Origin of the sequence: Paraburkholderia sp. BR10872 (assembly GCF_040965835.1) — a bacterium.
In the GTDB taxonomy this organism is placed as follows: domain Bacteria; phylum Pseudomonadota; class Gammaproteobacteria; order Burkholderiales; family Burkholderiaceae; genus Paraburkholderia; species Paraburkholderia nodosa_A.
The window spans coordinates 26,866-40,916 of record NZ_JBFRCN010000027.1 but is presented as its reverse complement, the minus strand read 5'-3'; the positions used below and the strand labels follow the sequence as shown (position 1 = coordinate 40,916).

Sequence of the window (14,051 nt, the reverse complement as noted above, 5' to 3'; positions counted from 1 at the left end):
CATGTCCGCGAAACATCCGCTACCTCCGCTACGTGTTGCACTGGTTTCCGACACGCACAATCTGCTGCGTCCGGAGCTACTCGCCTTCGTCGAGGGCGCGGACGCCATCGTGCATGCGGGCGACATCTGCGATCAACGCGTGCTCGACATGCTCGCGGCCATCGCGCCGCTCACCGCCGTGCGCGGCAACAACGATCATGGCGCGTGGGCCGAGGCGTTGCCGGTGCAAACGACCGTCGCGTTCGCTGGGGTCCGGCTTGCGGTGGTCCACGAACTACCTGACCTGCAGGGCGATCCTGCTGGCGAAGGCATTGCTGTGGTCGTGAGCGGGCATTCGCACAAGCCCGCGCTCGAAGCGCGCGAGGGCGTGCTGTACGTGAACCCCGGCAGCGCGGGGCCGCGCCGTTTCAAATTGCCGATCTCGGCAGCGATGCTGACGATCGGCGACCACGGCGCATTGGACGTCGAGCACGTCAATCTCGTCGAATAGGCTCAAGCGAGCGCGCAAGAAAAAAGGCCAGCATGAAGAGCTGGCCTTTTTGCGTTTCAGTGGTGCCCTATCAGGCGCGCACGGCGTTGGCGACGGCGTATTCCTCGTCGAGTTCGCGCGCGAGACGCACCCCGCGTAGCACCGCGTGTGCTTCCGCCCTGGTGCTCACGCTCGGCGCCGAGCCCGGCAGCGGGCGGCGCGCCGTTTCATGCAGCGCCAGCACCGAAATGATGCCGATCACGGCTGCGCCCATCAGGTAGTACGCGGGCATCATGAGGTTCTGCGTGTGCTCGACGAGCCATGCCGCCACGAGCGGCGTGGTACCGCCGAACAGCGACACCGAGACGTTGAAGCCGATGGCGAGCGCGCCATAGCGGATCGCGGTCGGGAACAGCGCCGGCAGCGCCGAGGGCATCACGCCCGTGAAGCACGAGAGCAGCGCGCCGAGGATCAGGAGACCGAAAAACACCGGCACGAGGGCGCCCGTCTGGATCAGCGTGAGCGACGGGATCGACAGCAGGATCAGGCCCACGCAGCCCGCGAGCATCACGGGCTTGCGGCCCACGGCGTCGGACAGGCGGCCGAACGCGAGCGTCATCGGCATCATCAGCACCATCACGATCAGCACGAGGAAGAGGCCGTGCGTCTCGTTGAAGTGCAGCGTCGCCGAGAGGTAGCTCGGCAGGTACGACAGCGCCATGTAGTCGGTCACGTTGAAGATCAGCACGAGACCCACGCACAGCAGGAAGGGGCGCAGATGCTGTGTGAGGAGCGAATGCAGCGTGAGCTTGGGGCGCGTGTGCTCTTCGGCCTCGCGCAGTTCCGCTTCGCGCTTGAACGCCGGCGTTTCCTCGAGCTTCATGCGGATATAGAGACCGACGAGGCCGAGCGGGCCCGCGATCATGAACGGCACGCGCCAGCCCCAGTCGAGCAGTTGCTGGTGCGAGAGCACGGCGGTCAGCACGGCAACCGTGCCCGCGCCGAACACGTAGCCGATCAGCGTGCCGAACTCGAGGAAGCTGCCCATGAAGCCGCGGCGCTTGTCGGTGGCGAATTCGGCGATGAAGGTCGCCGCGCCGCCGTATTCGCCGCCGGTCGAGAAACCCTGAACGAGGCGTGCCACGAGCAGAAGCGCCGGCGCGGCAATGCCGATCGACTTGTACGAGGGAATCAAGCCGATGGCGAAGGTGCCGCAGGCCATCATGATCATCGTCATCGCGAGCACGCGCTGGCGGCCGATGCGGTCGCCGAGCGGCCCGAACACCATGCCGCCGATCGGGCGCACGACGAACGCGGCCGCGAATGTGCCGAACGTGGCGATGAGCTGCGCCGAGGGGCTGCTCGACGGGAAGAACACCTGGCCGAGCGTGACGGCGATGTAGCTGTACACGCCGAAGTCGAACCATTCCATGGCGTTGCCGAGCGCCATGGCGCCGACGGCGCGTTTGAGGAGGCTTTTGTCGACGATCGTGATGTCGTCGAGGGTAAGGTCGGTCTGGGCCGACGCGCCGGAAGTGGAAGCGGTCAAGGTCTGCATCTCCAATGACTGCGACGAACCCATGAGGGCCCGCCACGGTTGCCGGAGAGTACCGTTTCGCGATAGCGGCGACATTTCGCGCACGGCACGCCACGTTGCGTCAGCGACGAAGGCGGGCCGATGGTGCATCGCGCAAGGCGAGCGGCGCACGAAAGCAATGCTGAAGTGTCGCGAAACGACACTCGGACAAATTGTGTTTAACGTTGCGCCTGCGTGGCCGTGGATGGGGAGCAGGGCGCATGAGGACGCTGGACCGGCACGAGGTGCCTCGGATTGCCTGGTCAAAGCGCCACTGAAACGAAAAAGAAGCCCGCGTGGCGGAGCGTTCCTTTTGTCATATGCGCATTCGGAATGATGGCGTTTTTGGGCGCCGTGCCGAATGCAATTGATGGCTAATGCCTGTTGAACGAGGCCACATGTTAGCACGATAACGGAAGATCGCGCAAACCCAAGTATCTGCGGGGATTCGGGGCGCGGACTGGAAGCCCCACGCGGCGGGGGATTGCGCCGTTTCGATGGAACCGTTTCCGCGCCCTGGAATGCGCATGAAGCGCATAAAAAAACCGCGCCGGGGGCGCGGTTTTTGCAGGGTAACCGGTTGCGTGATGCGGCTCAGGGACGGATCCCGGTGCGCATCGCGAGGCCTTAGCCTTCGGTCGGCGGCACGTAGCCCGAAGCCTGGTCGGCGCCTTCGCCGAAGAAGAACTTCTCGGTCTGCTTCATCAGGTACTGGCGCGCGCGCGGATCGGCCATGTTCAGGCGGTTTTCATTGATGAGCATGGTCTGCTGCTTGAGCCACTGCTGCCATGCCTCTTTCGAGACGCTTTCATAGATACGCTTGCCGAGCTCGCCCGGCAGCGGCGGAAAGTCGAGACCTTCGGCTTCCTTGCCGAGCTTCGCGCATTGGATCATACGGGCCATGCTGTGCTTCTCCTGTAGTCGTATGTGTGGGTGGCGGCGCGCTCAGAGCTGTTTCATCAGCACGAGCGATTTGCGCTGCCAGTTATAGAGGCGGCGGCGGTCTTCGGGCAGGTCGTCGACCGTTGCCTTGACGAAGCCGCGCTTCAGGAACCAGTGTTCGGTGCGCGTGGTGAGCACGAAGATACGCGTGAGACCGCGCGCCCGTGCACGCTGCTCGATGCGGCGCAAGAGACGTTCGCCGTCGCCGGAGCCTTGTGCTTCGGGAGAGACCGTGAGGCACGCCATTTCGCCGATACGCTCCTGCGAGTACGCGTAAAGCGCCGCGCAGCCGAACAGCACGCCATCGTGCTCGATCACCGAGAAGTGGTCGATGTCGCGCTCGATCTGGTGACGCCCGCGCCGCACGAGCGTGCCGTCGGATTCGAGCGGCTCGATCAGCGTGAGAATGCCGCCGACGTCGTCAGGCGTGGCTTCGCGCAGGCTTTCCAGATTCTCGTACGAGATCATGGTGCCCACGCCGTCGTGCAGGAACAGTTCGAGCAGCAAGCCGCCGTCGAGCGCGTAGGGAATGATGTGCGCACGCCCCACGCCGCCGCGGCACGCGCGAATGGAGTGCTTCAGATAGAAGCCTTCGTCGCCGAGCACCGTGCCGCCTTCTTGCAGCTTGTAGGCGTCGTCGAGCGACATTTCGCGGATCAGCTCGCCTTCCTCGTCGATCAGGCCCTGCGTTTCCGTAAGGAAGACGATCTTGTCGGCGCGCAGCGCGATGGCTGCCGCCGAGGCGACGTCTTCCATCGACAGATTGAACGCCTCGCCCGTGGGCGAAAAACCGAGCGGCGAGAGCAGCACGAGCTTGCGGCTCGCGAGCGAGTGGCGGATCGAATCGGCGTCGATCTTGCGCACGACGCCCGTGTGCTGGAAGTCCACGCCGTCGAGAATGCCGACCGGCCGCGCCGTCACGAAGTTGCCCGACACCACGCTGATGTGCGCGTGCGCCATCGGCGTGTTCGGCAGACCCTGACTGATCGCGGCCTCGATGTCGAGACGCACTTCACCGGCCGCTTCCTTCGCCGATTCGAGCGCGCGGGCATTGGTGATGCGCATGCCGTGCGAGAACTCGGACTCGACGCCGTGCAGGCTCATCTGCTCCTCGACCTGCGGGCGCGAACCGTGCACGAGCACGATCTGGATGCCCATGGCCTGCAAGAGCGCGATGTCGGCGACGAGCGCGTTGAGCAGGTTCTGGTGCACGACCTCGCCGCCGAAACCGACGACGAACGTCTTGCCCTGGAACGCGTGGATGTAGGGCGCGACCGATCGCATCCAGTCGACGAACTGCGCGTGCTGCGCCATGATCTGCGAGTCGGAATCCGCAGCGGCGGCGGAGGCCGGCGCGCTGGCGGTGGCGGGGACGAGGTCGGTTTGGGAATTCATGCCCGGGATTATAATGCGCCCCCATGTCGAATGTACCCAAAAGACCTGCCTCGGCGCAGGGCAGCAACACCCCGGCCGGGAAGGAAACGGCGCAGGACGGCGCGAAAGCGAAAGGCGCGTCGCAGAAGTATGGCGACGGGCAAAAGCTCGCGTCGACGGACAAGCTTGCCGCGCTGATGGGCGGCGCGCTGGGCGGCGCGCGCGTGCAGGACAAGCGTGCGGAGCAGAAGCAACCACAGGCGCAACAGCAGACGCCGCCGCGCGCGGAACAGCGCCCGGATCAGCAACTGGATCAGCAACTGGATCAGCAGCCGGATCAGCAACTGCATCAGCAGCCTGAGCAGGGAAACGAAACGAAACCCGCGCCGCAGTCGCCGTCACAATCGCCATCGCGAGGCGAACCGCGTGCGCAGCGCAGCGCCGCTCAGCCGGCCAGGCGACACGAGGCGCGCGACGATCGACGCCCGGCGCAGCGAAACGAGCCGCGAGATCGCCCGAACGAATCGCGCGAGGCGCGCGCCGAGGCGCCGCGCAATCAACCGTCGCGCGCGCAGCAACCTCCGAAGCAGGCGAAGCCGCAGAACCCGCCGAATCCGCAGCGATCCGCAAAACCGAAATCCGAACACGCGCCGCGCCAAGGCAGTGAAGGCGAACGTGATCGCGCGCCGCGCGCCGAACGCCACGAACGTCCGCCGCGTGCACCACGCGCGCACATCGAGCCGAACAAGGTTCCGCCCATCACGTTCCCCGAAGCGCTGCCGGTCTCCGGCCGCCGCGAAGAGATCGCGCGTGCGATCGCACAGAATCAGGTCGTGATCGTGAGCGGCGAAACGGGCTCGGGCAAGACCACGCAGTTGCCGAAGATCGCGCTCGCGCTGGGTCGCGGCCTCGGCGCGGGCGGCACGGGTTTGATCGGCCATACGCAGCCGCGCCGGATCGCGGCCTCGGCCACGGCGCGGCGCATCGCCGACGAACTCAATACGCCGTTCGGCGAAGTGGTCGGCTACAAGGTGCGCTTCACCGACAATCTCTCGCCGGGCGCCTCGGTCAAGCTCATGACCGACGGCATCTTGCTCGCGGAGACGCAAACCGATCCGCTGCTCAAGGCCTACGACACGATCATCATCGACGAGGCGCACGAGCGTAGCCTGAACATCGACTTCCTGCTCGGCTATCTGAAAGAGATTCTGCCGCGCAGGCCCGACCTCAAGCTGATCGTGACGTCGGCGACCATCGACGCCGATCGCTTCGCGCGCCACTTCGGCAGCGAGGAAAAGCCCGCGCCGGTGATCGAGGTGAGCGGCCGGCTGTATCCGGTCGAAGTGCGCTATCGCCCGGTGCAGGAAGACAGCCCGGCGGTGAAGAACGCGCAGGGCACGACGGGCCGCGAAAAAGGTGCGAAGTCGCAGCGCGACACCGATCGCGACCTGATGGAAGCCATCGTCGATGCCGTCGACGAACTCTGCCGAGAAGGCTCAGGCGACGTGCTCGTGTTCCTGCCCGGCGAGCGCGAGATTCGCGACGCCGCGGAAGCACTACGCAAGCACCATCCGCCGCACACGGAAATCCTGCCGCTATTCGCGCGGCTGTCCGCGCAGGAGCAGGAGCGCGTCTTCAAGCCGTCGAACGCGCGCCGCATCGTGCTCGCGACCAATGTGGCGGAAACGTCGCTCACGGTGCCGGGCATCCGCTACGTGGTCGATACGGGCCTCGCGCGCGTGAAGCGCTATTCGTATCGCAACAAGGTCGAGCAGCTGCAGATCGAGTCGATTGCGCAGGCGGCGGCGAACCAGCGCGCGGGCCGTTGCGGGCGGGTCGCGGACGGCATCTGCATCCGGCTTTACGAGGAAGCGGATTTCATCGCACGGCCGCGCTTCTCCGATCCGGAAATCCTGCGCTCGTCGCTTGCCGCCGTGATTCTGCGCATGAAGTCGCTGCATCTCACGGCGATCGAGACGTTCCCGTTCATCGAGCCGCCGCCGGGCCGCGCGATCGCCGACGGCTATCAGCTGCTCAACGAACTCGGCGCCGTGGACGACGACAACGCGCTCACGCCGCTCGGCCGCGAACTCGCGCGCCTGCCGCTCGATCCGCGTGTGGGACGCATGATTCTCGGCGCACGCGACGAGCAGGCGCTGCGCGAAGTGCTCATCATCGCGAGCGCGCTGTCGGTGCAGGATCCGCGCGACCGACCGATCGAGGCGCAGGAGCAGGCGGACCAGGCGCATCGGCGTTTTGCGGACGAACGCTCCGAGTTTCTGCAGTGGCTCAAGATCTGGGCCTGGTTCGAAGAGGCCGTCGCGCACAAGAAGTCCAACCGGCAACTGCTCGATGCGTGCCGCGCGAATTTTCTGTCGCACTTGCGTCTGCGCGAATGGCGCGACGTGCATTCGCAATTGCTGACCGTGGTGCGCGAGCATGGCTGGCGCATCAACGAAGCCGACGCGACCTACGAGCAGATCCATCACGCGCTGCTCACGGGCCTGCTCGGCAATATCGGTCTAAAGGCCGACGACGACCCGCATTACCTCGGCGCGCGCGGCATCAAGTTCCACTTGTGGCCGGGCTCGGCGCTCGTGAAGAAGGCGGGGCGCTGGGTGGTGGCCGCCGAACTCGTCGAAACGAGCCGCCTCTACGCGCGCTGCATCGCGAAGATCGAGCCCGAGTGGCTGGAGAAGGTCGGCGCGCACTTGTTAAAGAAGTCGCTCTCCGAGCCGCATTGGGAAAAACGCGCGGCGCAGGTGAGCGCGTTCGAGCGCGGGGTGCTGTATGGCCTGCCGGTGTATCAACGCAGGCGCGTGGCGTTCGGCAAGCAGGACCCGGCGCGCGCCCGCGAACTCTTCATTCGCGGCGCGCTCGTGGAGGGCGAGTTCGACACGAAGCTCGCGTTCTTCGCGCACAACCGCAAGCTGCTCGCCGATATCGAGCAACTGGAACACAAGTCGCGCCGCCAGGATGTGCTGGTCGACGATGAGCTGATCTACGGCTTCTACGATCAGGCGATTCCGGAAGGCATTTACTCGGGCGCGTCGTTCGAGCGCTGGTATCGCGACGAGGTGAGGAAGGGCGGCGAGCCCGAGGACAAGCTGCGTCTGTTGTACCTCTCTCGCGACGACCTGATGCGCCATGAGGCGGCGGGCGTGACGACCGAGCTGTTCCCGAAGCGCATGACGATGTCGGGCGTGGCGATGGCGCTCACGTATCACTTCGAGCCGGGCTCGCCGCGCGACGGCGTGACGCTCGCGGTGCCGCTCTACGCGCTCAACCAGGTCGATGCGCGCCGCTGCGAATGGCTCGTGCCGGGCATGCTCAAGGAGAAGGCGCAACTGCTGCTGAAGTCGCTGCCGCAGAAGCTGCGCCGCCACTGCGTGCCGCTGCCCGAGTACGCGGCCGGCTTCGCGGAGCGCGTGGGCGGCGAGCGTTTCGGCGCGGGCGGCCTGCTGGAAGCGCTCATCGCCGACGTGCGCGAGCAAAAGCAGATCGCCCTGAAGTCGGCCGACTTCAAGCTGGAGACGCTGCCTGCGCACCTCTTCATGAACTTCAAGGTGGTCGACGAGCACGGTCGCCAGCTCGCGATGGGCCGCAACCTCGCGCAACTGCGCGCCGAACTCGGCGCGCAGGCGCAGCAGCAATTCCAGAAGCTCGCGAGCGCGACGGCGCTCGCGGCGCTGGAAACGCATGCGCAGGGCGGTGAAGCACCACAGAACGCTCCGGGCGAGCGCATCGCAAGCAACAACGCGCCGCAAAAGAGCAATGCACCACATACGCCCACGCTGGGCGACGGGGCGCCTGCCACGGCGCTCTACGAAAACCTCACGACGTGGAATTTCGGCAAGCTGCCCGAGCTGCTGGAAATCCGCCGCGGCGGACAGACGCTGTTCGGCTATCCCGCGCTCGTCGATCGCGGCACGCATTGCGACGTCGAAGTGTTCGATTCGCCGGAGGAGGCCGCACGCATCCATCGCGCGGGGCTGCGCCGGCTCTTCGGGCTGCAGTTGCGCGAGCCGATCCGCTACCTGGAGAAGAACCTGCCGGGCCTGCGCGAGATGGCGATGCAGTTCATGGCGCGCGCCACGCAGGAGGAGCTGCGCGACCAGCTGGTCGAACTCGCGCTCGATCGCGCCTGCCTGCAAGACCCGCTGCCCGATGACGACGCGAGCTTCCACGCACGCAAGGATGAAGGCCGCGGACGCCTTTCGCTGCTCGCGCAGGAAATCGCGCGGCTGGTCGGGCAGATCCTCGCGGAATACGCATCGTTGGCGAAGAAGCTCGTGCAGGCCAAGGCCTTTGGCGCGCCGGCCGCGGACATGCAGGCGCAGGTCGACGCGCTCATCAGCAAGCGCTTCATTCTGGAGACGCCCTATGCACAGCTCGTGCATTTCCCGCGCTACCTGAAGGGCGTCGCGCTGCGCATCGACAAGCTGCGCGCCGACCCCGCTCGCGACGCACGCCAGGCCGCCGAATTCCAGCCGCTCGCGCAGCAGTACCAGCGCGCGCTCTCGCAGCGCGGCGGCGTGTTCGATCCGCGTCTTTCGGAGTTCCGCTGGCTGCTCGAAGAACTGCGCATCTCGCTCTTTGCGCAGGAATTGCGCACGCCGATGCCGGTCTCGGTCAAGCGCCTCCACAAGGTATGGGAATCGATGCAGCGATAAAGCGCATTGCGGGCCATAACAGTTCTTCAAAATTGTTCGAAAAAGGGGCGCTCAATTGCGCCCCTTGCATATTTCAAGGGCTTTACGTCAACCTTGCTTGCGGGTAGACGTTCTACAATCACGAATCTGCCCGGGAACGATTCTTCATGCCGAACAACAACACCTTTAGCCGCGTCGCCGCCAAGGCCGCAACGTTTGCGCTCGCTTGCGCAGCGACGGTCGCCACTTTCGCCTCCACGGCCGCTTACGCGAACAACATCATCGTCCTGAATTCGGGCGAAGCCACGTTGAGCCTCATCGACGACAAGACGCACGAAGTCGTCGGCACCGTGCCCACGGGCAAGGAACCGCACCACCTCTTTCCCACGCCGGACAACACCTCGCTGATCGTCGCGAACTCGGTGTCGAACAACCTCCTGTTCGTCGATCCGAAGACCGGCAAGGCGCAGCGCTGGGTCGAAAACGTCGAAGACCCGTACCAGCTCGGCTTCTCGCCCGACCGCAAGTGGTTCGTGACCACGGGCCTGCGCCTCGACCGCCTCGACATCTACAACTACGCGGGCGGCAGCAACATCACGCTCGCCAAACGCCTGCCGCTCTCGGCCATGCCGAGCCACCTGGCGTTCACGAACGACAGCCGCACCGTGTTCGTTTCGCTGCAGGTTTCCGGCGAAATCGCCGCGGTCGATCTGCCGACGCAGAAGGTGCTCTGGAAGATGAAGGTCGGCGCCGCGCCCGCTGGCCTGTGGCTCACGCCCGGCGACAAGTACCTGCTCGTCGGCATGACGGGCGCCGACTACGTGGCGGTGGTGGACTGGCGCAACCAGAAGATCGTCAAGACGATCCAGGTGGGCAAGGCCGCGCACAACTTCCGCTCGCTCGTGGACGGCCACCACGTGCTGGTGTCGAGCCGCGTGGCGAACGTCATCAGCATCATCGACGAGGACACGCTCGAAAAGACCGGCGAGATCAGCGGCCTGATGCCCGGCCCCGACGACATGGAGCTGACCGCCGACAAGCGCTATCTGTGGGTGACGTTCCGTTTCGCGAAGCACATCGGCCTCATCGACATGCAAACCAGGAAGCTCATCAAAACCATCGCCGTGGGCCGCTCGCCGCATGGCATCTACTTCTACGATCGCGCGCCCGTCACGGCGCCGAACGGAGCTTAAGGCAACGGGGCGCGCGCATGGATACGGTGGCGTCGTTGCTGGCCTTCGTCGCGCACGCGGGGCAGTCCGTGATCGCGTCGGCAGACGACCTCGTCTCCTGGCTGCAAACGCTCCTCTACATCGACGTCATTCAGCCGCTGCTCTTCCGCGTCGGCATGATGGACGTGGACGAAGACACCTACGACGCACTGTACTGGGTGATCGTGGGTCTGCTCGAAGTGGGCCTGATGTACGCGCTGCTGCGCCCGCTCGAAGCGCTCGTGCCCGCGGAGAAGTGGCGCGACCGCAAGGGCGTGGGCGTCGACGCGCTCTACACGTGGGTCACGCGCCTCGGCATCCTGAACCTGCTGTTTTTCTTCACGATGCAGCCGTTCTTCGATCGTGCGCAGAGCGCGCTGCGGCTCATGGGCGTGAAGACGGTGGACCTCGACAATCTCTGGCCGGGCGTGAGCACGCAGCCGCTCGTGGCGTTCGCGATCTATCTCGTGGTGCTCGACTTCTTCAGCTACTGGTACCACCGGCTTTCGCATCGCTACGGCGTCTGGTGGGAGTTGCACGCCGTGCACCACAGCCAGCGCAAGATGTCGCTCTGGTGCGACGACCGCAACCACCTGCTCGACGTGATCGGGCAGTCGTGCATGTTCGCCGCCGTGGCACTCGTCATCGGCGTGCCGCCCGCGCAATTCGTGGTGCTCGTCGCGCTCACGAACTTCGTGCAGAGCGTGCAGCACGCCAACATTCGCGTGCATTTCGGCTGGCTCGGCGAACGGCTGCTGGTGAGCCCGCGCTTTCACCGCCGCCATCACGCCGTCGGCTATGGCCACGAAGGCACCCACTATGGCTGCAACTTCGGCGTGCTGTTCCCCTGGTGGGACATGATGTTCGGCAGCGCGTCGTTCAATCGCGAGATCGAGCCCACGGGCATTCGCGATCAGCTCGAAGGCGTGAGCTATGGCGAGGGTTTCTGGGCGCAGCAGGGTTATGCGTTCACCCGCATCGCGCGGCGCCTGCGTTCGCGTTCGCACGCCGCCGCCGCCACGCCGGCCGAGGCGCGCGACGACGCCACCGTGACCTGAGCGCCGCCACGGCGTCCTTGCACTTGCTCGCACCCGTCTCACCCGCCATGCGCGCGGTGGTTTATGCTGTCGGCTTGGTCGCACCGATTTCGCCGACACCGTGTTCTCCACCCGTCCTTTTCACCGTATTCCGCTCGCATGAATGACCTGTTGCGCTCGTTCGGACGCGCGCTCGCGAGCGTGTTCCATCCCGCCATGCTGCTGCTCACCTTCGTGCCATTTCTCGTGGCGGCGGCGGTGTGGGGCGCTGTGCTCTACGTGTTCTGGCAGCCGCTGCTCGACCTGATGCGCGGCGCGCTCGCGAACTGGTCCTCGACGGCCTACCTCTATCATCTGTTCGACGCGCTCGGTTTCGGCTGGCTGCGCGCGACGATCGCGCCGTTTCTCGTCATCATCCTGACGATTCCGCTCATCGTGATCACGGTGCTGCTGCTGATCGTCGCGATTTCGATGCCGCGCGTGATCCGCCATCTGTCGAAGCGCCAGTACGGGACGCTCGAGATGCGGCACGGCGGCAGTTGGTACGGCAGCCTGTTCTATTCGCTCGTCACGACGCTCGTCTGCCTGATCGTGATGATCGTGACGCTGCCGCTGTGGCTCATTCCGCCGTTCTTCGCGCTGATTCCGCCGCTGTTGTGGGGCTGGCTCACGTATCGGGTGATGACCTACGATGCGCTCGCGCTGCACGCAACCGTCGAAGAGCGCCGCACGCTGGTGCGCAGCCATCGGTTGCCGCTGCTCGTGATCGGCGTGGTGAGCGGACTGCTCGGCTCGCTGCCAACGGCCATCTGGGCCGTGTCCGCGTGGCTGCTGCTGTTCTTCCCGGTACTGGCGGCGGTGACCATCTGGATCTATGCGTTCATTCTGGTGTTCACGGCGCTCTGGTTCGGGCACTACTGCCTGCGGGCGCTGCAGCGCATGCGTGCCCACGATGTGCAGCAGGCGTCCGGCGACGTGACGATCGTGCACTAACGCTCAATCATCAAGACAATCCAACGAGGCGGCCCATGGCATTTGGCGTCATCATCATCGGCGACGAGATTCTCTCGGGGCGCCGCTCCGACAAGCATCTGCCGAAGGTCATCGAACTGCTCGGCGCGCGCGGCCTCTCGCTCGAGTGGGCCCAGTACGTGGGCGACGATCCCGAGCGCATCACCGAGACGCTGCGGCGCTCGTTCGCTTCGGGCGACATCGTGTTCTCGACGGGCGGCATCGGCGCGACGCCGGACGACCACACGCGCCAGTGCGCCGCTGCGGCGCTGGGGGTGCCGCTCGCGTTGCACCCTGACGCCGAGGTGGCGATCCGCGAGCGCATCCGCGACATGCACACGGGCGCCGATCCCGTGAATTACCAGTCGCCAGAGAATCTGCACCGCTTCCAGATGGGCACGTTCCCGCAGGGCTGCGAGATCATCCCGAACGGCTACAACAAGATTCCGGGTTTTTCGATTCGCGATCATTACTTCGTGCCCGGTTTTCCCGTGATGGCCTGGCCGATGATCGAATGGGTGCTCGACACGAAGTACGCGCACCTGCATCACCAGACGCCGCACGCCGAGAAGTCGCTGCTCGTGTTCGAGCTGCCGGAGTCGACGCTCACGCCGCTCATGGAGCGCATCGAGCGCGATTTTCCGGGCGTGCGGGTGTTTAGCCTGCCGAGCGTGGGCGATGCGGAGCGCGGCGGCATTTATGCGCGCCGGCACATCGATCTGGGCGTGAAGGGCGAGCCCGAGGCCGTGGCGGCCGCCTTCGTGAAGCTGCGCGAAGGCGTGCACGAGCTCGGCGGCGATGTGGTCGAGCCGGCGGCGCCGGGCGAGGGGACGCCCGATCGCGAACGCCGCAGCGCGCCGCGCGCCGGTTTTTGAATCAGCGTGTGAAGATGGGCCGCGTGCGGCGGGAGGGCAGGCGGCGCATCATCGGCATGTCACACGGGGCGCTCAGAGTGGCCCGTTGGGTTGGAGCGGGGCGGTTTCAGGGTGTCAGGCGCCGATCCACGGCAGGCCGCGGAAGCACCAGCCCGTAACGGTCTTGCGGTGCCCCTGGCCGTCCTTGTCGCCTTCGAAGCCTTCGAGCAGGTCATAGGCCTTCGTGAAGCCGGCCTTGGCGGCCTCGATGGCGGCGAGCTTGGAGCGCGCGGCGCTGCGGCACAGGAACAGCACTGGCGCGTCGGCTTCCACGGCGCTCTTGAGCTGGGTGAGGAACTCGGCGTTGGGCACGCCGCCCGGATAGCGGGTCCATTCGACATGCGAATACTGGCCGTCGCCCACGACGGGACGGCCGACCCAGTCGAGTTCGGCGCGTGTGCGCACGTCGACGAGGCGCGCACGCGGGTCGAGCTGCAGAAGCTCGAATGCCTCTGCGGGCGACACCGCGCCCGCGTAGGGCAGCTGGTTCTCGACGCGGCGTTTCTCGGCCTGGGCGTACAACTGTTCGAGCGTACTCATGACAACGGATCTCCTGTTTCGCGTTGGACCAAAAAACCATTCTAGCGCGTAGGGACGGAGCGGGCTGGACGGTCCGGACAAGGTGAAACCGGACGGGCGCGATGGATGGGGCGGCACAAAGGGCGGGTTGCATTGAAATGGTGCATGCGAGGTGTTTTGCACCATAATGAAGAGAGATTCGCGCGCCAAATTCGGGATTGCACGAATTTGGTGCCGATGAGCCGCCACGGTGGCGGCTCCATAAAAGCGCGGCGCACGATTTTTGACTCCAAGTGCGTGTCGCGAAAGGGATTTGCGCCACGTTGGCGCATGCATGGCACGGAAG

At 65.7% G+C, this 14,051-nt stretch carries 10 protein-coding genes; 6 read left to right on the top strand and 4 right to left on the bottom strand.

Features of this window, described 5'->3' with window-relative positions; genetic code table 11:
- The first annotated feature begins 1 nt into the window (after position 1).
- Complete coding sequence (locus AB4Y43_RS21230; protein ID WP_342945916.1) at positions 2-490, top strand: metallophosphoesterase family protein; 489 nt, start codon at positions 2-4, stop codon at positions 488-490.
- Between the two features lie 70 nt (positions 491-560).
- On the opposite strand, the gene proP is transcribed toward AB4Y43_RS21230, so the two are convergent.
- From proP to argA, 3 genes are all read right to left on the bottom strand, one after another.
- Entirely contained in the window at positions 561-2,027 is a 1,467-nt protein-coding gene (proP, locus tag AB4Y43_RS21225) for a glycine betaine/L-proline transporter ProP (RefSeq protein WP_342945915.1), read from the bottom strand.
- 645 nt (positions 2,028-2,672) lie between these two features.
- Positions 2,673-2,948 (bottom strand): oxidative damage protection protein, encoded by a 276-nt coding sequence (locus AB4Y43_RS21220; protein WP_069268157.1) that lies wholly within the window; start codon positions 2,946-2,948, stop codon positions 2,673-2,675.
- A 42-nt stretch (positions 2,949-2,990) separates the two neighbouring features.
- Positions 2,991-4,382 (bottom strand): amino-acid N-acetyltransferase, encoded by a 1,392-nt coding sequence (gene argA, locus AB4Y43_RS21215; RefSeq protein WP_342945914.1) that lies wholly within the window; start codon positions 4,380-4,382, stop codon positions 2,991-2,993.
- Positions 4,383-4,405: 23 nt separating this feature from the next.
- On the opposite strand from argA, the gene hrpA reads away from it, so the two are divergent.
- The 5 genes from hrpA to AB4Y43_RS21190 all read left to right on the top strand — a co-directional run bounded on the left by hrpA (position 4,406) and on the right by AB4Y43_RS21190 (position 13,147).
- Positions 4,406-9,034 (top strand): ATP-dependent RNA helicase HrpA, encoded by a 4,629-nt coding sequence (gene hrpA, locus AB4Y43_RS21210; RefSeq protein ID WP_368728714.1) that lies wholly within the window; start codon positions 4,406-4,408, stop codon positions 9,032-9,034.
- 146 nt (positions 9,035-9,180) lie between these two features.
- The gene (locus tag AB4Y43_RS21205; protein WP_069268155.1) at positions 9,181-10,206 is read left to right on the top strand and encodes a beta-propeller fold lactonase family protein; all 1,026 of its coding nucleotides are present in this window, start codon (positions 9,181-9,183) and stop codon (positions 10,204-10,206) included.
- Between the two features lie 17 nt (positions 10,207-10,223).
- Entirely contained in the window at positions 10,224-11,282 is a 1,059-nt protein-coding gene (locus AB4Y43_RS21200) for a sterol desaturase family protein (protein WP_342945911.1), read from the top strand.
- Between the two features lie 138 nt (positions 11,283-11,420).
- Positions 11,421-12,254, top strand: coding sequence for an EI24 domain-containing protein (locus tag AB4Y43_RS21195; protein WP_069268153.1), 834 nt, complete (start codon positions 11,421-11,423; stop codon positions 12,252-12,254).
- Positions 12,255-12,289: 35 nt separating this feature from the next.
- The gene (locus AB4Y43_RS21190) at positions 12,290-13,147 is read left to right on the top strand and encodes a molybdopterin-binding protein (RefSeq protein ID WP_342945910.1); all 858 of its coding nucleotides are present in this window, start codon (positions 12,290-12,292) and stop codon (positions 13,145-13,147) included.
- Positions 13,148-13,261: 114 nt separating this feature from the next.
- Here the strand turns inward: AB4Y43_RS21190 and AB4Y43_RS21185 are convergent, their stop codons facing one another.
- Positions 13,262-13,726, bottom strand: coding sequence for a rhodanese-like domain-containing protein (locus AB4Y43_RS21185; RefSeq protein WP_133181498.1), 465 nt, complete (start codon positions 13,724-13,726; stop codon positions 13,262-13,264).
- Positions 13,727-14,051: the final 325 nt, after the last annotated feature.